This is a genomic window from Streptomyces ureilyticus (genome assembly GCF_011045025.1).
Taxonomy (GTDB): Bacteria; Actinomycetota; Actinomycetes; order Streptomycetales; family Streptomycetaceae; genus Streptomyces; species Streptomyces ureilyticus.
The window spans coordinates 26157-46876 of sequence record NZ_JAAKZX010000063.1; the positions used below are offsets into that span (position 1 = coordinate 26157).

At 71.0% G+C, this 20720-nt stretch carries 18 protein-coding genes; 2 read left to right on the top strand and 16 right to left on the bottom strand.

Annotated elements, in window-relative coordinates; genetic code table 11:
• Positions 1 to 438: 438 nt before the first annotated feature.
• Positions 439 to 1131: a metal-dependent transcriptional regulator gene (locus G6048_RS20810; protein WP_165341078.1), complete on the bottom strand. Its 693-nt coding sequence runs from the start codon at positions 1129 to 1131 to the stop codon at positions 439 to 441.
• Positions 1132 to 1441: 310 nt separating this feature from the next.
• On the opposite strand from G6048_RS20810, the gene G6048_RS20815 reads away from it, so the two are divergent.
• Positions 1442 to 2197, top strand: a complete 756-nt coding sequence (locus G6048_RS20815; RefSeq protein WP_165341095.1) for an SIS domain-containing protein — start codon at positions 1442 to 1444, stop codon at positions 2195 to 2197.
• Positions 2198 to 2277: 80 nt separating this feature from the next.
• On the opposite strand, the gene G6048_RS20820 is transcribed toward G6048_RS20815, so the two are convergent.
• The 3 genes from G6048_RS20820 to G6048_RS20830 all read right to left on the bottom strand — a co-directional run bounded on the left by G6048_RS20820 (position 2278) and on the right by G6048_RS20830 (position 6125).
• Positions 2278 to 3678: a PAS domain-containing protein gene (locus G6048_RS20820; protein WP_165341079.1), complete on the bottom strand. Its 1401-nt coding sequence runs from the start codon at positions 3676 to 3678 to the stop codon at positions 2278 to 2280.
• A 191-nt stretch (positions 3679 to 3869) separates the two neighbouring features.
• A complete protein-coding gene (locus tag G6048_RS20825; RefSeq protein ID WP_165341080.1) occupies positions 3870 to 4694 on the bottom strand; it encodes an endonuclease/exonuclease/phosphatase family protein in 825 nt (274 codons plus the stop codon).
• Positions 4695 to 5024: 330 nt separating this feature from the next.
• Positions 5025 to 6125, bottom strand: a complete 1101-nt coding sequence (locus G6048_RS20830; RefSeq protein ID WP_165341081.1) for a citrate synthase 2 — start codon at positions 6123 to 6125, stop codon at positions 5025 to 5027.
• A 337-nt stretch (positions 6126 to 6462) separates the two neighbouring features.
• On the opposite strand from G6048_RS20830, the gene pdxH reads away from it, so the two are divergent.
• The gene (gene pdxH, locus G6048_RS20835; protein WP_165341082.1) at positions 6463 to 7155 is read left to right on the top strand and encodes a pyridoxamine 5'-phosphate oxidase; all 693 of its coding nucleotides are present in this window, start codon (positions 6463 to 6465) and stop codon (positions 7153 to 7155) included.
• 54 nt (positions 7156 to 7209) lie between these two features.
• Here the strand turns inward: pdxH and G6048_RS20840 are convergent, their stop codons facing one another.
• The 12 genes from G6048_RS20840 to G6048_RS20895 all read right to left on the bottom strand — a co-directional run bounded on the left by G6048_RS20840 (position 7210) and on the right by G6048_RS20895 (position 20716).
• Positions 7210 to 7827, bottom strand: coding sequence for a TetR/AcrR family transcriptional regulator (locus G6048_RS20840; RefSeq protein ID WP_165341083.1), 618 nt, complete (start codon positions 7825 to 7827; stop codon positions 7210 to 7212).
• Positions 7815 to 8549 (bottom strand): enoyl-CoA hydratase family protein, encoded by a 735-nt coding sequence (locus G6048_RS20845; RefSeq protein ID WP_165341084.1) that lies wholly within the window; start codon positions 8547 to 8549, stop codon positions 7815 to 7817. Before G6048_RS20845 ends, G6048_RS20840 begins: the two co-directional genes overlap by 13 nt.
• A gap of 65 nt (positions 8550 to 8614) precedes the next feature.
• Positions 8615 to 9754: an acyl-CoA dehydrogenase family protein gene (locus tag G6048_RS20850; RefSeq protein WP_165341085.1), complete on the bottom strand. Its 1140-nt coding sequence runs from the start codon at positions 9752 to 9754 to the stop codon at positions 8615 to 8617.
• A gap of 8 nt (positions 9755 to 9762) precedes the next feature.
• Entirely contained in the window at positions 9763 to 11679 is a 1917-nt protein-coding gene (locus tag G6048_RS20855; RefSeq protein WP_165341086.1) for an acetyl/propionyl/methylcrotonyl-CoA carboxylase subunit alpha, read from the bottom strand.
• A gap of 13 nt (positions 11680 to 11692) precedes the next feature.
• Positions 11693 to 13291, bottom strand: a complete 1599-nt coding sequence (locus tag G6048_RS20860; protein ID WP_165341087.1) for an acyl-CoA carboxylase subunit beta — start codon at positions 13289 to 13291, stop codon at positions 11693 to 11695.
• A complete protein-coding gene (locus G6048_RS20865; RefSeq protein ID WP_328826524.1) occupies positions 13288 to 15021 on the bottom strand; it encodes an acyclic terpene utilization AtuA family protein in 1734 nt (577 codons plus the stop codon). The genes G6048_RS20860 and G6048_RS20865 overlap by 4 nt, the downstream gene beginning before the upstream one ends.
• On the bottom strand, positions 15018 to 15848 hold the full coding sequence (locus G6048_RS20870) for a TIGR03084 family metal-binding protein (protein WP_165341089.1): 831 nt from the start codon (positions 15846 to 15848) through the stop codon (positions 15018 to 15020). The genes G6048_RS20865 and G6048_RS20870 overlap by 4 nt, the downstream gene beginning before the upstream one ends.
• Before the next feature lie 134 nt (positions 15849 to 15982).
• Positions 15983 to 16966 (bottom strand): EamA family transporter, encoded by a 984-nt coding sequence (locus G6048_RS20875; RefSeq protein ID WP_165341090.1) that lies wholly within the window; start codon positions 16964 to 16966, stop codon positions 15983 to 15985.
• Positions 16967 to 17308: 342 nt separating this feature from the next.
• The gene (locus G6048_RS20880; RefSeq protein WP_165341091.1) at positions 17309 to 18553 is read right to left on the bottom strand and encodes a cytochrome P450 family protein; all 1245 of its coding nucleotides are present in this window, start codon (positions 18551 to 18553) and stop codon (positions 17309 to 17311) included.
• 141 nt (positions 18554 to 18694) lie between these two features.
• Positions 18695 to 19966, bottom strand: coding sequence for a cytochrome P450 (locus G6048_RS20885; RefSeq protein WP_206341846.1), 1272 nt, complete (start codon positions 19964 to 19966; stop codon positions 18695 to 18697).
• Positions 19947 to 20303, bottom strand: coding sequence for a DUF742 domain-containing protein (locus tag G6048_RS20890; RefSeq protein ID WP_165341092.1), 357 nt, complete (start codon positions 20301 to 20303; stop codon positions 19947 to 19949). Before G6048_RS20890 ends, G6048_RS20885 begins: the two co-directional genes overlap by 20 nt.
• On the bottom strand, positions 20300 to 20716 hold the full coding sequence (locus tag G6048_RS20895; RefSeq protein ID WP_165341097.1) for a roadblock/LC7 domain-containing protein: 417 nt from the start codon (positions 20714 to 20716) through the stop codon (positions 20300 to 20302). Before G6048_RS20895 ends, G6048_RS20890 begins: the two co-directional genes overlap by 4 nt.
• Between the last annotated feature and the right edge of the window lie 4 nt (positions 20717 to 20720).

Sequence of the window (20720 nt, forward strand, 5' to 3'; positions counted from 1 at the left end):
TGCCGAGGGGAGATCTTCTGCGGGAGGCGGGCCGCTCGGGGAAATCGGTCCGCAGGGGATGACCCTGGGAGCTCGGGGCTCCGGGTCAGCACAGGGGAGGTCAGGCCCCGGCGCCGCAGGGCGCCGGGGCCCTCGAACATTCCGTGGCGCATATGCCTCCCCCTCCTCCCAGAGACAGACTTACACGCAACCCGTGAATGCGCTGCGTTCAGGAACAGTCAACTGCCCGCAAAGAAAGGCGAGTTGGCGTGCGTGTCAGGTCGGGTCATCGATGGCTTCGATGAGAGTGGTGCGTCCGGCCAGCACTGTGGCAGGAGTGAACCGACGGGCCCCCACCCCCCGCCGATCGACGCCCAGGGCAACCTCCCCACGCCGGAGTCGCCCCTTCGGCCGACCCTGCGAGGAGGTTGGAACCCTAACCCGCCCGATCACTCGCCGTCAGCGCTTCGCTACGAAAACATGTGAAGCGGTGTCCGCCTCCAGCTCGGCCGCCTCGCCGCCGCTGCCCACCAGGACGCCGCCCGCGGACTCCGTCACGCTGACCACCGAACCGGGCTGCACACCGGCCCGCCGCAGCGTGTACATCAGCTGGGCGTCCGTCTGGATGGGCTCGCCGATGCGGCGTACGACGACCGTCTTGCCTTCGGTCCCGGGGTCGAGGTCGGCCAGCGAGACCATGCCCTCGTCCAGGAACGGGTCGGCGCCGTCCTTCTCGCCCAGCTCCTCCAGGCCCGGGATCGGATTCCCGTACGGCGACTCGGTCGGGTGGCGCAGCAGCTCCAGGACGCGGCGCTCGACCGCCTCACTCATCACGTGCTCCCAGCGGCAGGCCTCGGCGTGTACCTGCTCCCACTCCAGACCGATCACGTCGACGAGCAGGCACTCCGCGAGACGGTGCTTGCGCATCACGCGCGTGGCCAGCCGGCGGCCCTCGTCCGTGAGCTCCAGATGCCGGTCGCTGGCGACCGCCACCAGGCCGTCGCGCTCCATCCGCGCCACCGTCTGGCTGACCGTCGGCCCGCTCTGGTCGAGCCGCTCGGCGATACGGGCGCGCATGGGGACCACACCTTCCTCCTCCAGCTCGAGGATGGTGCGGAGATACATCTCCGTGGTGTCGATCAGTCCGGACATACGTGCCCCTCGATGTGATCTGCCGGAGGCTGAGTGGCTCACCGGCGTGTGCGCTGGCCCTGACGTCAATTCTGACTCATCCCGCTGACAACCGTGTCGTGCGGGCGAAAGCAGAGGGTTACGGATGTCTGCGCGGCGGGTAGAAGACTGCCTCCGCGCCCGCCCCAGTCGCCGTATTGACAGCACACTGGTCCAGACCGCAACGTGATCCGCGGCACGACCGGGAGTACGGCCGTGGCGGGGCGGCGGTTCAGTGGCTCCCCCGGCGCGCGCTCAGCGACGCGACTTCGAAGGGGCTTCGCCGGTGACGATCAGTGGGAGCGAGCTGGGCGGGCGGTTCTTCGACGCCGCGATCGGGCTGCTGGAGCGGTTGCGGGACGAGGAGGCCGAGGGCATCGCGGCCGCCGGGACGCTGATCGCCGACACGGTCGCCGCCGAGGGACGGCTGTTCGCCTTCGGCGCCGGACACTCCTCGCTCGCCGCGCAGGAGATCGTCTACCGGGCGGGCGGCCTCGCACTCATGAACCTGCTCGCCGTACCGGGCGCCGTCGGCGTGGACGTCGTACCGGCCACACTCGGCTCCGCCCTGGAACGCGTCGAAGGCCTCGCCACCGCCGTCCTCGACTCCAGCCCCGCCCGTGCGGGAGACCTCCTCGTGATCATCTCCCTCTCCGGACGCAACGCCCTGCCCATCGAGATGGCCATGCACGCCCGCGCCCTGGGCCTCAAGGTCATCGGGATCACGTCGGTCGCGTACGCCTCCGAGACGAAGTCCCGGCACGCCTCGGGTACGTACCTGAAGGACCACTGCGACCTCGTCCTCGACTCGAAGATCCCGGTCGGCGACGCGGAACTCACCCTCGACACCGTCCCCGCCCCCTTCGCCCCCGCCTCCGGCGTCGTCACGTCGGCGCTCCTCCAGGCGGTCATGGCCACGACCGCGGGCGCTCTCGCGGACCGCGGCATCGAGCCCCCGCTCCTGCGCTCGGGGAACGTGGACGGGGGCCACGAATGGAACGCCCGCGTCTTCGAGGAGTACGCGGACCGGATCTTCTATCTCCGGTGAAGCGGATCTTCTATCTGCGGTGAAGCGGATCTTCTATCTGCGGTGAACCGGTACCGGCGGTGAGGTGTCGGCGGCGCGGCTCAGCCCCGCTCCCGCCCCTCCGCGAGGTGCTCATCCGCCAGGTCCAGCAGCGCGGCGATCCGTACCGCGACATCCTCGGCGTACATCGCGTCGGTCCGCTCGAACTGCGTACGGCTGGCGCCCCTCAGGAACGTCACGACGCCCAGGGTCCGGCCCCTGCTGCGCAGCACCGCGCACAGAGCGTGCACCGCGTCGGCCGGCCACTGCCGGGCCACGGCCCACTCACGGATCTGCTCGGGATCCGACGCGCCCGCACTGGCCCGTACGGAACCGATCCGCTCCACGCACTGGAAGGCGGGATGCCCTTCGGCGTACCGCGCGGGCAGCCCGGCGCGCCCGTCGGCGGGCAGGCTCGGGCCGGGAGCGCCCGAGGGCGTGGCAGCGGCCCGTACGAGACGTACCGGCTCCTCGCCGTCCCGTACGGAGCCGCCCGCGACCCGGTCGATCAGCGCGTGGTCGGCGAACCCGGCCAGCGAGAAGTCCAGGTGGACGACCGCGGCCTCGGCCGGCTCCTCGCACTCGGCCGCCGCGCGCGCGGCGCGGTGCAGCTGGTTGGCCCGGAACCGCAGCTGCGAGGCCTCCTGCTCGCTCTGCTTGCTCTCGGTCACATCCTGGAAGAGCCAGCCGACACCAAGGGGTACGGGCTCTTCCGCGAGCGGCGAGGACAGCCGCAGGAAGCCGCTCCGCCAGCACCGCCGCTTCTCGCCCTCCGGCGTGCGCACGGTCACCCACATCTCGGCGGGCGCGGGCGGCGCCCCCTCGGCGAGCACATGCGTGAGCGCGCTCTCCAGCTCCTCGACCCCCTGCGCGAGCAACTCGCCCAGCGGGCGCCCCAGTACGGCCGTACGCCCTATGCCGAGCGCACGAGCCGCGTGCGCGTTGACCACGGCAGGCCGCAGATCGGCGTCGACGAGTACGACGCCCCATGACGCGTCCTCGAGCAGCGCCTCGCTCAGGGCGATCGACCGCTCCAGATCAATCTGTGCGTGCACCTCACTGAAGGCGCAGTAGACCCCTGCGGGCTTCCCGTTCGGCCCGCGCACGGCCGCGGACTGGGTGCGTACGAGGACCCGTCCGCCGTCCTTGGTGAGCAGCGCGAACTCGTGCACCTGCCGGCCCGGGGCGTGCATCGCCGACATCAGCCGGCTCTCGACCTCCTCGGCGTCCGCGGTCCGCACGGCCCACCCGGCGAACCCGCGCCGCCCGACCGCTTCCTCCGCGCTCCACCCGAGAATCCGCTCCGCCTCACGGTTCCAATGGGTCACGACACCGTCGGCGTCAAAAGCGCACAACGCCGCGTCCATCCCATCCAGCAAAGCGGCAAGCAGATCGGACCCGTCCCGCTCGGGCTCCTGCGGCCCCAGCTCGTCCGTGGTCCCACTACGCCGGGAAGCACTCACCTGGCACCCCCTGCAGGCCGTGTCGGCGTGTCCTGCGCGGCTCGCCCGCGCGTCAGTTCCCTCACTGCGAATCACTCACTAGGAATCATTCAACTCGAACGTGACGCAGCACACACCGGGTTCCCACAAGATTGAAGAAAATCGTTGCACGCCGGAAATGCACCTCACAGGTCCCGCAAGCCCTGTGCCGGTCAGCCGGCCGGGACCGCCGCCAAGTCCGCGACGACCGCCGCGTGGTCGGACGGCCATACGCCGTCGACGGGGCCGTCGCCCGCGCGGTGCACCGAGCGGACGTGGCCGAGGCCGTTCGGGCCCGGCGGTCCGACGTGGATGTAGTCGAGGCGGACGTCGGGATTGCCGGGCTTGATGTAGGGATTGGCCGCGACCCAAGTGGCCGCCGGGGCCCCTGGAGCCGCGTACTCCCAGGCGTCGAGGAACACCTGACCGGGGACGGCCGGTGCCGTTTTGTAGCCGCCGAACAGCCGGATTTCGTCCGAGTCGGGCCAGGCGTTGAAATCGCCGGTGACGACCGGTGGAAACGCGGTCCCGTGACGATGATCCGCGACGAAGCCGGCGAGAACACGGACCTGTTCGCACCGCACTGCTGAAGCGTGAGTGAGGGAGGTCAGGTGCGTCGTGAAGAACGGCACCGGATGGCCCGGCGCGTCCAGACGCGTATACAGCGCCAGCCGCCCGTCGTCCTCCCCGTCAGGCTTCGGTAACCGCGCCACCGCCCGGTCCACGACGGGCCACCGGCTGAGCACGGCATTGCCCAAGTCGACCGTCGAGTCCCCGAGCCTCCGCTGCCACGACTCCGGGGCCTCCGAAGCGGCCCACGTCCAGTGCAGCCCCAACTCGTCCGCCAGCCACTCCGCCAGGTTCTCCCCGCCGCAGGCCCACACCTCCTGCAGCCCGACCACATCCGGCCGCAAGTCCCGCAGCACCGCCAAGATCGCCTTCCGCCGCCGCTCCCACGGCCCGAACCGCCACCACAGATTCCACGTCACCACGCGCATGCGCTGCCCGCCTCCCGGAGTCCGCAGATTCGTGGCGTACCCAAAAACCGGTTGAACGAAGTCCGAGCGGTTCCTAATGTGTGCCCCACGCCGAAAGGAGGTGATCGGGTACATGAATGAAACCCGGACAAGCGAGGTGGCTGCGGGCTAGCGGCCCGTCACCACATCCAGTGCGGTGCCGGACCAGCGCGGGTTAGACACGCGCAGCCGGCCCAATCTCAAGCAGTCACCCGACCCGCGAGCTCGCCGGTAAGTCCGGCCGGCTCCCTCCTCGGAGGGGACCAGAGCTCGCGGGTCGTCTGCGTTCCAGCGCTCCAGGTACGCGTGCGCTCAGTGGGCGATGTCCCCGTAGCCCTCGATTTCGCGCGGGTCGCGCGTGCCGGGACCCACGTAGCGGGCCGACGGCCGTACGAGGCGGCCCGTGCGCTTTTGTTCCAGGATGTGGGCTGACCAGCCGGCCGTGCGGGCGCAGGTGAACATCGAGGTGAACATGTGGGCCGGGACCTCGGCGAAGTCGAGGATGATGGCGGCCCAGAACTCGACGTTCGTCGCCAGGACTCGGTCGGGGCGGCGGGCGTGGAGTTCCGCGAGGGCGGCCTTTTCGAGGGCTTCGGCGATTTCGAAGCGGGGGGCGCCGAGTTCGCGGGCGGTGCGGCGGAGGACTCGGGCTCGGGGGTCTTCGGCGCGGTAGACGCGGTGGCCGAAGCCCATGAGGCGTTCGCCCTTGTCGAGGGCCTGGCGTACGTAGGCTTCGGCGTCCCCGGTGCGTTCGATCTCTTCGATCATGCCGAGTACGCGGGAGGGGGCGCCGCCGTGGAGGGGGCCGGACATGGCGCCGACCGCGCCCGAGAGGGCCGCTGCCACGTCTGCGCCGGTGGAGGCGATGACGCGGGCGGTGAAGGTGGAGGCGTTCATGCCGTGCTCGGCCGCCGACGTCCAGTACGCGTCGACCGCGGCGACGTGCTTGGGGTCGGGTTCGCCGCGCCAGCGGATCATGAAGCGTTCGACGACGGACTGGGCCTTGTCGATCTCGCTCTGCGGGACCATGGGCAGGCCCGGGCCGCGGGCGGACTGGGCGACGTAGGACAGGGCCATGACGGCGGCGCGGGCGAGGTCCTCGCGGGCCTGCTGTTCGTCGATGTCCAGCAGGGGTTTCAGGCCCCAGACCGGGGCCAGCATGGCGAGTGCCGACTGGACGTCCACGCGGATGTCGCCGGAGTGGACGGGGATCGGGAAGGGCTCGGCGGGCGGCAGGCCGGGGTTGAAGGCGCCGTCGACGAGGAGGCCCCAGACGTTGCCGAAGGAGACGTGGCCGACCAGGTCCTCGATGTCGACGCCCCGGTATCGCAGGGCGCCGCCTTCCTTGTCCGGTTCGGCGATCTCCGTCTCGAAAGCGATGACTCCCTCGAGTCCGGGTACGAAGTCGGACATCAGGCGGCTCCTCATGATGTGGGCGACGGATGGGTGCGTTGTGGGGGTTGCGTTTGGGGTTTGCGGTGCAGGTGTTGCTTTGCGGCTTGTGCGTACGTTCATGCTGGGCGGGTGCCGACGTGCGGTTCCGCGGTCGCGGCTGGACTCGCGGTCCGTACGTACGTGCTACCCGGGTGATGCCCGCTACGGCGGGCTGTCACCCGTTTCGACCACAGGACGATATCCCTCGGTGCCACCTTTGGGGAGAGTTCGCGGCACTCAGTGCCACGTGTGATGAAGCACACGCCCGGCAGGAACCTCGCTGTTTGGGGCGATCGGGATACGGCAAGATGACCGCGTGACCGACCATGACCATGACCCCGTCCTCGACCCGGCCTTGATGCGCAAGCAGTACCGGGCCGAAGGACTCGACGAGACCGAGCTGGCCGAGCACCCGGTGGAGCAGTTCGCGCGCTGGTTCCGGCAGGCGGCGAAGGCCGCGGGGCAGGGCGCGGGGCAGGGCGCGGTGTACGAGCCGAATGCCATGGTCGTGTCCACGGTGGACGCGGCGGGCCGGCCGAGTTCGCGGACGGTGCTGCTGAAGCAGTTCGACGAGCGGGGTTTCGTCTTCTACACGAACTACGAGTCCCGTAAAGCGCGCGACCTGGCGGAGAACGCGTACGTCTCGCTGCTGTTCCCGTGGCACGCGCTGGCCCGCCAAGTCGTCGTCAGCGGTGTCGCACGGCGTACGGGGCGTGACGAGACGGCCGCGTACTTCCGGACCCGCCCGCACGGCTCCCAGCTCGGCGCATGGGCTAGCGCGCAGTCCACGGTGGTCGCCTCACGGGTCGAACTCGACGTGGCGTACGCGGAGTTGGCGGCGCGTTACCCGGAGGGCGAGCAGGTTCCGGTGCCGCCGAACTGGGGCGGCTTCCGTGTCGAGCCGCAGGCGGTCGAGTTCTGGCAGGGGCGGGAGAACCGGCTGCACGACCGGCTGCGGTATGTCGCGACGCCCGGGGGCGGGTGGCGGGTGGAGCGGCTCAGTCCCTGAGCAGGCGACTCAGTCCGTGACCGGTCGATACCGTCCCGTCCCGTCCGCGGTCGGTCAGTCCAGTACGTCGTCCAGGATCTCCGCCCACTGTGCGACGATCCGTTCCCGCCTCGTCGCGTCGTCCGTGAGCAGGTTGGCGAGGCCGAGGCCTCGGGCCATGTCGAGGAAGCCCTGGACGGTTTCGCGGACGCCGGGGCGGGATTCGTCCGCGCCCAGAACCTCCACGGCGATGTGGTGGGTCTCGCGGCCTACGCGGGCCTCCAGCTCCGTGACGCGCGGGCGGAGTTGGACTTCGTTGGAGGCGGCGACCCAGAGGTGGAGGGCTGCGCGGAAGAGTGGGCCCGTGTAGAGGTCGACCAGGGCGCGGACGACGGCGCGGCGGTCCGTGGGGCCGTCGGGGAAGAGGTCGCGCAGGGCGGTGGAGCGCTGTTCGGCGACGTACTCGACGGCTGCCGTGAAGAGGTCTTCGCGGGTCGGGAAGTGGTGCTGGGCGGCGCCGCGGGAGACCCCTGCGCATTCGGCGACGACGGAGACCGTGGAGCCCGCCCAGCCGTGTTCGGCGAGGCAGGCCACGGCGGCTTCCAGCAGCCGCTGCCGGGTGGCGCGGCTGCGGTCCTGCTTCGGGGCGCGGTCCTGCTTGGGGTCCGCGAGCCCGGCGTTCACAGCACCCATGGGGGATCCCGTCGTTCGAGGAGGGACGTTATGCCCTCGCGGGCGTCGGCGGAGGCGAACAGGCGGGCCGAGAGCCCGGCCAGCTCGCCGGCGTCCTGGTGGAAGGACTTCAGCACCTTAGCCGTGAGCAGCCGCTTCGTCTCCCGCAGGCCTTGGGGGGAGGCTCTGCGCAGGCCGTCGAGGATGGGTTCGAGCACCTCGTCGACGTCGCCGCCGGCCGCCGTCAGCAGGCCGATGCGTGCCGCTTCGGCCGATCCGAAGTCCTCGCCGGTGAGGCAGTAACGGCTGAGGGCGCGCGGGTCGGTGCGGGGCAGGAGCGGCAGCGAGATGACGGCGGGCGCGACGCCGATGCGTACCTCCGTGAAGGCGAAGGTGGCCTCGGCGGAGGCGACCGCGATGTCGCAGGCGCCGAGCAGGCCGAGGCCGCCCGCCCGTACGTGCCCGGTGGTCCGGGCCACGACGGGTTTGCGCAGCTCGATGATCTGCCTCAGCAGCCGGACCAGCGTCATCGGCTGCGGGGGATGGCGAAGGTCGGCGCCCGCGCAGAACGTGTTCCCGGTGTGAGTGAGGACGACGGCGCGTACGTCGCCGTCCTTGCCGCACTGTTTCAGCGCGTCCGCCAGTTCGGCCACGAGGGCGATGGACAGGGCGTTGCGGTTGGCCGGTGAGTCGAGGGTGAGGGTGGTGATGCCGCGCTCGTGCGACCGGCGCACCAGGGTCATGCGTACTCCCTCGGTTCGCTGCGGAACATGGTTCCTCCTCGCGTACCTGTCACAGCGGGTGCTGGTCAGTACGACTTGGGCAGGCCCAGGGTCTGGTGGGAGACGTAGTTGAGGATCATCTCCCGGCTGACGGGGGCGATCCGGGCCACGCGGGACGCCGTGATGAGTGAGGCGAGGCCGAACTCGCTGGTCAGGCCGTTGCCGCCGAGGGTGTGCACGGCCTGGTCGACGGCTTTCACGCAGGCCTCGCCTGCCGCGTATTTCGCCATGTTGGCGGCCTCCCCGGCGGCGGTGTCGTCGCCCGCGTCGTACAGGGCGGCGGCCTTCTGCATCATCAGGCGGGCGAGTTCGAGGTCGATGTGCGCCTGGGCGAGGGGGTGCGCGATGGCCTGGTGGGCGCCGATGGGTTCCTTCCATACGGTGCGCTCGCGGGCGTATTCGATCGCCCTGGAGAGCGCGTAGCGGCCCATGCCGATCGCGAACGCGGCGGTCATGATGCGCTCCGGGTTGAGCCCGGCGAAGAGCTGAAGCAGGCCGGCGTCCTCGTCGCCGACGAGGGCGTCCGCGGGCAGTCGTACGTCGTCGAGGGTGAGCTCGAACTGGTACTCCGTGGTGTGGAGTTCCATGTCGATGCGGCGGTGCTCGAAGCCGGCCGCTTCGCGCGGGACGATGAACAGGCAGGGCTTGAGCCTGCCGGTGCGTGCGTCCTCCGTGCGGCCGACGATGAGGGTGGCGTCGGCCTTGTCCACTCCGGAGATGAAGACTTTGCGGCCGGTGAGGCGCCAGTCGGTGCCGTTGCCGTCCCGGCGGGCTGTGGTGGTGAGGCGGTGGCTGTTGGAGCCGGCGTCCGGTTCGGTGATGCCGAAGGCCATGAGGCGGGTGCCGTCTGCGAGGCCTGGTAGCCATTCCTGCTTCTGCTCTGTTGTGCCGAAGCGGGCGATCACCGTGCCGCAGATCGCCGGCGACACGATCATCATGAGGAGGGGGCAGCCTGCGGCTCCCAACTCCTCCAGGACTATGGAGAGTTCGGATATGCCGCCGCCTCCGCCGCCGTATTCCTCGGGAAGGTTGACTCCTAGGTAGCCGAGTTTGGCTGTCTCGGACCAGAGGTCTTCGGGGGTGTGGTTGCGGCCGTGGCGTTTGCCCAGGGCTGCGACTGCTGCTCGGAGGGCTGCGTGTTCTTCGGTTTCCACGACGGGGGACATGGGGCTCCTCAGGGGGAAGGGGGTTCGTTGTCCTGGACCACCGCTAGCAAGGTGCCGGGCTCTACCTGCTGGCCTGGCGACGCGTGCAGGGCGCTCAGCGTGCCCGAGACCGGGGCCGAGATCTTGTGCTCCATCTTCATCGCCTCCAGCCAGATGAGGGGCTCCCCTGCCCGCACAAAGGACCCCTCGGCCAGCCCCTCCGCGACCCGTACGACCGTTCCCGGCATCGGTGCCAGCAGGGAGCCTGGCTCCTGCTGGGCCGTGGGGTCGGGGAAGCGGGGCAGGGCCCTGAGGGCGGTGGTGTTCACGTACATCTCGTCGCCGTAGCGGCTGACCTCGAAGTTCCGTCGTACGCCGGCCACTTCGAGTACGACCAGGTCGGCAGCCGTGTACAGGACGCGTGCCCCGTCGGCGGTCAGGCCGTCGCGGGTGTGGTGGTAGCGGACCTCGTGCTCGGTGCCGTCCATCAGGTAGCGCTTGGTCTGCGGCTGTGACGGCAGGTTGCGCCAGCCGCCGAAGCGGGAGCGGCCTTGCGCATCGGCGAGGGCGGCGGCCAAGGCAACTAGAGGTGGTCGCGCAGCGACTCCGTTGAGGGCGGTGGTGGGAGACGGGTGGGCGAGTGGGTCGCATGCGGGCTCGGTCAGTTCGCCCAGGTGCCGGTCGTAGAAGCCCGTGTCCATGCGGCCCGACGTGAACTCCGGGTGCCTGAGCGAGCGTACGAGGAGGTCTCTGTTGGTGACCGGGCCGTGGATCGTCGCCCTCTCCAGGGCGCCCGCCAGCTTGCGCAGGGCCTCCGCGCGCGTGGGGGCGTGTGCGACGGCTTTGGCGAGCATCGGGTCGTAGTGGACGCCGATCGTGTCGCCGTCCTCGTAGCCCGTGTCCAGGCGGATGCCGGGGAGGGTGAGGCGGTGCAGGGTGCCGGTCTGTGGGGTCCAGCCGTTCGCCGCGTCCTCGGCGTACAGGCGGGCCTCGATCGCGTGGCCGGACGGGAGTGGCGGGCTGTCGTCCAGGGCGGCGCCCTCGGCGATCCGGAGCTGGAGGGCCACGAGGTCGATGCCGAACACCGCCTCCGTGACGGGGTGCTCGACCTGCAGCCGGGTGTTCATTTCCAGGAAGTGCGCCTTGCCGTCGGCTACGAGGAATTCCACCGTGCCCGCGCCCACGTAATCGACGGCACGGGCCGCTCGTACGGCCATCGCGTGCAAGGAGTCGGTCAGTTCGGATGTCAAACCTGGGGCCGGAGCCTCCTCGATCACCTTCTGGTGGCGGCGCTGGAGGGAGCAGTCGCGGGTGCCGAGCGGCCATACCGTGCCGTGCGTGTCGGCCAGGATCTGCACCTCGACATGCCGACCGCCCTCCACGTAGGGCTCGACGAAGACCTCGCCGTCTCCGAAGGCGCTCAGGGCCTCGGCCCGCGCTGCCGCCAACTCGTCTCCCAGATCGGCCAGTCGGCGCACGACACGCATGCCGCGCCCGCCTCCGCCCGCGGCGGCCTTCACCAGGACGGGCAGGTCGTCCTCCTTGACGTCCTTGGCGTCGGTCAGCGAGACGAGCCCCATCAGCTCCTTGGCGCGCGTTTTGGAGGCCATCGCCTCGATCGCCTCGGGCGGTGGGCCGATCCAGACGAGGCCCGCGTCGAGGACGGCTCGGGCGAAGTCGGCGTTCTCGGAGAGGAAGCCGTAGCCGGGGTGCACGGCGTCCGCGCCCGCGTTCAGGGCAGCCTTCACGATCAGTTCGCCGCGGAGGTACGTATCCGATGGCGCCGCACCGGGCAGCCGTACGGCCGCGTCGGCCACGCGCGCGTGGAGGGCGTTTTCGTCGGCGTCCGAGTACACGGCGACCGTTTGGATTCCCAACTCACGGCAGGTGCGGAAGACGCGGCAGGCGATCTCGCCCCGATTGGCGACCAGCACACGGGAAATCACGCGATTCCCTCCCTCACATCCGGAAGACGCCGAAGCCACCGCGTACGCCCTCATAGGGCGCCGTGTGGATCGCGGACAGGCACAGGCCGAGGACGGTGCGGGTGTCGCGCGGGTCGATGACCCCGTCGTCGTACAGCCGCCCGGACAGGAACATCGGCAGGGACTCGGCTTCGATCTGCTGCTCCACCATGGCACGCAGCGCCGCGTCGCCCTCCTCGTCGTACGGCTGCCCCTTGGCGGCGGCCGACTGCCGGGCCACGATCGACAGGACACCCGCGAGCTGCTGAGGCCCCATGACGGCCGACTTGGCGCTGGGCCAGGCGAACAGGAAACGCGGGTCGTACGCCCGCCCGCACATCCCGTAGTGACCGGCCCCGTACGAGGCCCCCATGAGCACGGAGAGGTGCGGCACCGTCGAGTTGGACACCGCGTTGATCATCATCGCGCCGTGCTTGATGATGCCGCCCTGTTCGTACTCCTTGCCGACCATGTAGCCGGTGGTGTTGTGCAGGAACAGCAGCGGAATGTCGCGCTGGTTGGCGAGCTGGATGAACTGGGCCGCCTTCTGGGACTCCTCGCTGAACAGCACCCCTTGCGCGTTGGCCAGCACACCCACCGGATAGCCGTGGAGCGTGGCCCACCCGGTGGTGAGGCTCGTCCCGTAGAGCGGCTTGAACGCGTCGAAGTCGGAGCCGTCGACGATACGGGCGATGACCTCGCGCGGGTCGAAGGGCACCTTCAGGTCTCCAGGGACGATGCCCAGGAGCTCGTCCGCGTCGTACTTGGGGGGCGCGGCGGGCCCAGGATCGCCGTACGCCTTGCGGTGGTTGAGGCGGGCGATCACCCGGCGTGCCTGGCGGAGCGCGTCCGGCTCGTCGACCGCGAAGTGGTCCGCGAGACCCGACACGCGCGCGTGCATCTCGGCGCCGCCCAGGGACTCGTCGTCGCTCTCCTCGCCGGTGGCCATCTTCACCAGGGGCGGCCCGCCGAGGAACACCTTCGCCCGCTCCTTGACCATGATCACGTGGTCGGACATACCGGGGATGTACGCGCCTCCGGCAGTCGAGTTGCCGAAGACGACCGCCACGGTCGGGATCCCGGCGGCGGACAGCCGGGTGAGGTCGCGGAAAATCGCGCCCCCAGGGATGAAGATTTCCTTCTGGGAGGGCAGATCGGCGCCACCGGACTCGACCAGGCTGATGCACGGCAGCCGGTTGGCGAGGGCGATGTCGTTGGCCCGCAGCGCCTTTTTCAGGCTCCAGGGGTTGCTGGCTCCGCCGCGTACGGTCGGGTCGTTCGCGGTGATCAGGCACTCCACGCCCTCGACGACGCCGATCCCGGTGACGAGCGAGGCGCCGACGGTGTACTCGCTCCCCCACCCCGCGAGTGGGCTGAGTTCCAGGAACGGCGTGTCCGGGTCGAGGAGCAGCTCGATGCGTTCGCGGGCGAGCAGCTTGCCGCGTTCGCGGTGCCGGGTGACGTACTTCTCGCCGCCGCCCGCGAGGGCCTTCGCGTGCTCGGCGTCGAGGTCGGCGAGCTTGGCGAGCATGGCTTCGCGGTGGGCCGTGTAGTCGGGGCCTGTGGTGTCGAGCGCGGTCGCCAGGACGGTCACAGCAGTACCTCCGGGATGTCCAGGTGACGGGAGCGGAGCCATTCGCCGAAGGCCTTGGCCTGCGGGTCGAAGCGAGCTTGCGAGGCGACGCCCTCGCCGAGGAGTCCCTCGACGACGAAGTTCAGGGCGCGGAGGTTGGGCAGTACGTGCCGTACGACCGTCAAGCCGGCGGTTTCCGGGAGGAGTTCGCGGAAGCGGTCGACGGTGAGGGTGTGCGCGAGCCAGCGCCACGCGTCGTGCGTGGGCGCCCAGAGGCCGACGTTCGCGTCGCCGCCCTTGTCGCCGCTACGGGCGCCGACGACGCACCCGAGCGGCGCCCGTCGCACCCGGCCGTCGGGCAGCGGCTCGGGCAGCACCGGCTGTTCGTCCAGGTCCGCGAGCGCGCGCGTCCGGGCCGGCGGATCGATGCGTACGCGGCTGCCGTCGGGCAGCACGGCCGTGTGCGGGACGGCGCCCTGCTCGACGTACGCGGCCTCGAACACCCCGTACGGGCTGCCCTTCCCGGGTGGCGCCGTGACGTGGAATCCCGGGTAACTGGCTAGCGCGAGCTCGACCGCGGCCCCGCTCAGGGCGCGCCCCACCACCTCGGGATCGGCGTCCCGCACCACGAGCCGGAGCAGCGCGCTCGCGGTCTCCTCGGTCGGGGCGTCGGTCCGGTCGGTGCGGGCCAGCTCCCAAGTCACGTCGCTGGGGCGGGACTTGGCGTTCGCAAGCGCGGCTTCCATCTGGTCCCGTACGAGGGCCGCCTTCTGCTCGTTCTCCAGTCCGGTGAGGACGAAGACGACTTCGTTGCGGAAGCCGCCGAGCCGGTTGAGGCCGACTTTGAGGGTGGGCGGCGGGGGCTCGCCGCGTACGACGTCGACGCGTACGCGATCCGGGCCCTCCTGAGTGAGCCGTACGGAGTCGAGCCGGGCGGTGACATCCGGTCCCGCGTACCGGACGGCGCCCGTCTCGTACAGGAGCTGCGCGGTGACCGTGCCGATGTCCACGACGCCGCCGGTGCCGTCGTGCTTGGTGATGACGCTGGAGCCGTCCTCGTGGAGTTCGGCGAGCGGGAAGCCGGGGTGGAGGAAGGTGCTCCGGGGGTGGTCGGTGAAGTGGGCGTAGTTGCCGCCGGTGGCCTGGGTTCCGCACTCCAGGATGTGCCCTGCGACGACGGCGCCCGCGAGCCGGTCATGGTCGTCCTGCCGCCAGCCGAAGTGGGCGGCGGCGGGCCCGGTGACCAGCGCGGCGTCGGTGACGCGGCCGGTGACGACGATGTCCGCGCCCGCGCGCAGACAGGCGGCGATACCGAAGCCACCGAGGTAGGCGTGCGCGGCGAGGCTGCCCGGGTGGGCTGCGGTGAGGTCGTCGCCCTCGACGTGGGCGACGCGGCACGGGATGCCGAGACGCCCGGCCAACTCCCTTACGGCGTCGGCGAGTCCGGCCGGGTTGAGGCCACCGGCGTTGGCGACGATGCGTACGCCTCGCTCGTGTGCGAGCCCGAGGCACTCCTCCAGCTGGCGCAGGAAGGTGCGGGCGTATCCGGCGCGGGGGTCTTTCTGGCGATCCCGGCCCAGGATGAGCATGGTGAGTTCGGCGAGGTAGTCGCCGGTGAGGACGTCCAGGGGGCCGCCGGTGAGCATCTCGCGCATCGCGTCGAAGCGGTCGCCGTAGAAGCCGGAGGCGTTGCCGATGCGGAGGGGCGGGGCCTTTTTCGGGCTCGTTTCCGCGATCCCTTCCGGGCTCACCCGGTGGCCCCCTTCGGCTCGCGTCCCGCGCCCGGCGGTCCCGCGAAGGCCTGGGCGATGTCCAGCCACCGGTCGGCGTCCGGCCCTTCGGCCTGCACGTCGAGGTCGGTGCGGTGGGCCCGCCGGGTGACCAGCAGGCAGAAGTCGAGCGCGGGTCCGGTGACGCGCTGGGGTGCGTCCTCGGGGCCGTACGTCCAGACGTCGTCCCCCGAGGGCGCCGCGAGCTCGACGCGGAACTCGTCTTGCGGCGCGCTCAACCCCCGTACGGAGAAGGCGAAATCGCGGGCCCGGACGCCGATGCGTACGACGTGGCGGAGCCGGTTGGTGGGGGTGCGTGCGAGGCCGAGCGCGTCGGCGATGTCCTGCCCGTGGGCCCAGGTTTCCATGATCCGGCCGGTGGCCATGGAGGCGGTGGACATCGGCGGCCCGAACCAGGCGAAGCGCGCGCCTGGCGGTGCCGCTCGCAGCGCGACCTGGAGGAGCGCGCGGCTCTGCCGCCAGCGGGCCAGGAGCTCGGCGGGCGGGAGTCCGGCGTCCTCCTCGGCTCCCTCGTCCACGAAGGTGTCCGAGGAGCCGAAGGCCTTCTGCACCTCCGTCGCGAAGGCCTCCGGGTCGTGCACCGCGAGCTGCGCGGCCCGGTCGGTCCAGGCGAGGTGTGCGATCTGGTGGGCGACGCTCCAGCCGGGCGCGGGCGTCGCACGCGCCCACTCCTCCTCGCTCAACTCCCTTACGATCCGGTCGAGTTCGTCGCTCTCCTCGCGCAGGTCGTCGAGTACGGGCGTGGTGTGTTCCGGAGCATGGCAGCCGCAGGAAAAACAAGCAAGCATGCTTGGAAATTTTTCCCAGCGGGGCGCTCCGCGGGAGGGGTGGTTCTGCCCCGCGCCCCTATCGAGGCCTGCGGCCTGTCAAGCGGCGCGGAAGCCGCCCCGACACGTCGCAGGCGCCGGTTTCGTGTGACAACTCAAGCGACGTTCCGGGCCTTCCCCCGCCCGACCTGCGTCCGTACCGCGCCCATGCTCGCCGCGATGACCAGGCCGATCGCGAGGGACTCCGTCAGGGTGAGGGTCTGGCTGAGGACGAGGAAACCGGCGATCGCGGCGACGGCCGGTTCGAGGCTCATCATGATCGCGAAGGTGGAGGCGGGGAGGCGGCGCAGGGCGAGGAGTTCGAGGGTGTACGGGAGGACGGAGGAGAGGACGGCGACGGCGGCGCCCAGGGCGATGATGGTCGGGTCCAGGAGCTTCGCTCCCGACTCGGCGATGCCCAGCGGGAGGAACAGCACCGCGCCGACCACCATGGCCAGCGCGAGCCCGTCGGCCTGCGGGAACCGGCGGCCCGTACGCGCGCTGAAGATGATGTACGCCGCCCACATGGCTCCGGCGGACAGGGCGAACGCGACGCCGACCGGATCGAGCGAGCCGAAGCCCCCGCCGCCGAGCAGGAAGACACCGGCGAGGGCGAGGCCGGCCCAGACGAAGTTGATCGCGCGACGTGAGGCCAGGACGGAGAGCGCGAGGGGGCCGAGCACTTCGAGGGTGACGGCGGGGCCGAGCGGGATGCGGGCGGCCGCCTGGTAGAAGAGCCCGTTCATGGCGGCCAAGGTGACCCCGAAGAGGACGACGGTCCCCCAGTCGGCCCGCGAATGCCCGCGCAGCCGCGGCCGGCAGATGACGAGCAGCACGACGGCGGCGATGACGAGCCGCAGGCTCACCACCCCGAGCGCCCCGGCCCGCGACATCAGACTCACGGCAAGCGCCCCACCGAATTGAACGGACACTCCCCCGGCCAGCACCAGGCCGACGGGGCCGAGGGAGCCCCAGCCACGCCTCGGGCCCGGTCCGTCTCCGGGTGCCGCGACTGCTTCCGGCTGCGTCGCGGCACCCACGGCCGCGGTCGCGTCGGCCGACGGGGAACGGTCTGCGCGGGGGAGATTCACGAGGGCCATCCAAGACGAGACTGTTCAGCATGCTGCACTTCGACGTACAGAGTAGTGGACTAAGCCAGGAGCGTAAAGCCACTTAGCGGCTTACGGTTCCGCCGAGGATCAGGCGTTCGCCGGGGCGCTCTCACTCCCGCCGAGCGGGCGGAGCGCGCCGAGCGGACCCGCGCGATGTTGCGCGAGCGGAATGGTGACGACCCCACCCCGGCGGCGGAGACGCGTCTCGACGCCGAACTCGGCCTCCGCGTGACCGAGGCGGGCCAACAGGCCCCGGCCTCGTCGGAGGGCTGCGCGGGCTGCGGGGACTGCTCGGCGGAAAGGCCCGCCGAGGCCAGGCCCCGTATCCCCTCAAACCCCCAACCGCACCGGCAGCTCGAACAAATCGTTCTGCGTCACCACCGGCTTGTGGCGGAGCTCCGACGCCGGGACCGCCAGGTCCAGCTCCGGGAAGCGTTCGTACAGCGCGGGCAGCGCGACCGCCGCCTCCAGGCGGGACAGGGCCGCGCCGGGGCAGACGTGAGGGCCGTGGCCGAAGGAGATGTGGCGGTTCTCCGGGACGCGCGTGATGTCGAAGTCGCCGGCCGTCGGGCCATGGGCCTTCTCGTCGCGGCCGATCGCGGCGTACGAGACGATCAGGGCGTCCCCTGCCGGGAGCACCTTGTCGCCGACCGGGACGTCCTCCGTCGCGAACCGGATCAGGACGTGGGACGTGGGCGTCGACCAGCGCAGGGTCTCCTCGATCACCGATGACCAGCCGGCCGCCCCGGCCAGCACCAGCTCGCGCTGCTCGGGATGCGTGGACAGGTTCACGACCGCGTTGACGATGAGGGAGATCGTCGTCTCGTGACCGGCCGCCACCATCAACTGGAGCGTCGAGACGATCTCCTCGTCGGTGAGACGGTCACCGTCCTCGGAGGCGAGGATCAGCGCGCTGGTGAGGTCGTCGCCGGGAGCGGAGCGCTTCGCCGCGACCGTCTCCGCCATGATCCCCGCCAGCTCGGTCAGCGTGGCGATGACCTCCTCGGGCGGCGTCTGGGTCGAGAAGAATTTCTCGAACAGCTCCTTGAGGCGGGGGAGTTGGGCCTCGTCGATACCCATGAGGTCCGCGATGACGTACATGGGGAGCGGATACGCGAACGCCGCCTTCAGGTCGACGACCTCGGGGGCCCCCGCGCCCTGGGGCAGCGCGTCGAGGAGACCGGACGTCAGCTTGGTGATCCGCTCCCGCATCCGCTCCACGCGCCGAGGCGTGAGCGCCTGCGCGACGAGCGTACGCATCCGGCGATGCTCCGCACCGTCCACGGTGAGCATCGAACGGCCGGGGTTCGCCAGCCCGATCAGCGGCCAGTCCGGCGGGATCTCGCCGCGCCGCCAGGCGCCCCAGACGTTGATGTCCTTCACCAGCCGGGGATCGGTGAGCAGTTGCCTGGCCTCGGCGTGATGCGTGACCGCCCACACCGGCACCCCGCCCGGCAACTCCACGGCGGCGAGCGGCCCCGCGGCACGCAGCCGGGCACTCTCGCCGTCGAGATCGGTGACGAAGGGATCGAGGGCGATACGGGCCGGGGCGGCCGGGCTCGTCTCGGTGGTCATGGGCAGGGGCCTCCAAGGTCGGTCGTACGGCGCTTGTATGGCGGTCTGTCGTACGGCGCTTGCGTGGCGGTCGGACGTAGTACGGCGTGCGGCGCTTGCGTGGCCGTCAGAGGTACGGCGCTTGCCGCTGGACTGTGGCGTTCAGCGCGCGCCGCCGCCCAGGGCAGGACTCGGTGTGAACCTCACCGGCAGTTCCGTCAGCCCCCGCAGCCACGGCGACGGGCGGCGCGTGAGCGAGTCGGCCGGTACGGCCAGGTCGAGGTCGGGCAGCCGGTCGAGGATCACCTCGATGCCCGTACGCGCGATGACCTCCGCGACCTCCCGGGCCGGGAACGGGCAGCGGTGCTCGCCGTGGCCGAAGGAGAAGTGGGCGCTGTTGCCGCCGGTGAGGGCGGAGCCGTCGACGCGTACCTGCGGGTCGCTGTTGGCGGCCTGGAGGCCGAGCAGCAGCAGATCGCCCGCGCGGATCCGGCGACCGCCGAGCTGGGTGTCGCGGGAGGCCCAGCGACCGGCCACGTTCTGCGTGGGCGTGTCCTCCCACAGCACCTCGTTCATGGCCTCCGCGACACTGTGTTGGCCGCCGAACAGCGAGGCCGCGAACCGGTCGTCCGTCAGCATCAGCCGCAACGAGTTGCCGATCCAGTCCGCCGTCGGCTGATGACCCGCGGCCATCATCACCATCAGGTCCTGAGTGATCTCCTCGTACGTGAAGCCGGAGGCTTCTTTTGCATGTCCCGTGGCGAGCATGCGGCTCACCACGTCGTCCGCGGGCCGCGCCGCCCGGTCCGCGACCAGGCGCGCCATGGATGTGGCGAGATGCCGCTGCCCCGCGAGGGCGTTCTCGCGCCCGTTGATCATGTCGTTGAGGGCGGTGACCAGACCCGGGCCCTGCTCCTCGGCGAACCCGTACAGGGTCGCCAGTACGCGCACGGGCAGCAGCATCGCGTAGTCCGCGACGAGGTCCGTCTCGCCCTTGGCGCAGATCGCGTCGATCAGCTCGTCGGCGAACTTCTCGGTGTGGCCGCGGAGTTCGAAGGCGTCGACGGCGTCGAGCGCGTCGCTGATCATCGCGGCGCGCTCGCGGTGCCGCTCGCCGACCGTGTAGAGGATCGACGGCTGCCCACGGCCGATCATCGGCAGCAGCGGCCAGTCGTCGGGGATGTGCGGCCACTGGCTCCACAGGCCGGAGTCCCGGCTGAACAGCACCGGATCGCCGGTGACCTGGTGCAGCTCGCGATAGCCGAGGACGAGCCACGCCGGTACGTCCCCGTCGAGGACCACCGGCGCCACGGCACCGTGCTCACGCCGCAACTCCCGGTACAGCGCGGCGGGTTCGGCCTGGAACCTGGGCCCGCCGAGGGCAACGGGTCGCGTCGTAGCCGTTTCAGTCGTCTCAGAGATTTCGGAGGCCAACGAGCACCTGCTCCAGTACGTCGGGATCGGGGGCGTCGCCCGTATCGCCCCGGCGCGGATGACGGGCCCGGACGCGGCCCGCGGCGAGGAGGTCGGAGAGCAGGATCCGGGTGATGCTCACCGGCAGCCGCAGCACGGCGGCGAGTTCCACGACCGCCGTCGGCCGCTCGCACAGCCGCAGGATCTCCGCGTACTCGGACTGCATGCCCGGCACCGGATCGCACTCGGCGACGATCAGCGTGACCAGGTCGAAGGGGGTGTCGGGCGCGGACCGGCTGCGTCCGCCGGTGAGCGTGTAGAGCCGGTCGGGCGCGTCGTCCCTGCCCGGGCGGCTCATGACGTACGCGGCAGCGCGTTCAGGTGTCCGCCGAGCTGTTCCACGAACTCGCTCATGTTGTGCCCGACGGCCCCGGCGTCCGCCTCCTCGTCGGTGACCACGGCGAGGTGTACGCCCGCGCCCGCCTCGACGATGAACAGAACCCCGCCGTAGAACTCGGCCATCGCCGACCGAATGCCCCCGCTGCCGTCCCCGAACTCCACGGACGCCCCGTGGGTCAGCGACTGGATCCCGGCGGCGATCGCGGCAAGCTGGTCGGCCTGGTCCGAGGTGAGCCCTCCCGTACGGCACAGCTTCAGCCCGTCGCGGGAGAGCACGAGCGCGTGCCGGGCACCTGAAGTGCGTTCCAGCAGGCCCTCGATGAGCCAGCTGAGCTTCTCGTCGGCGTTCACGGTCGCGGTGGTGCCGGTCATGGGG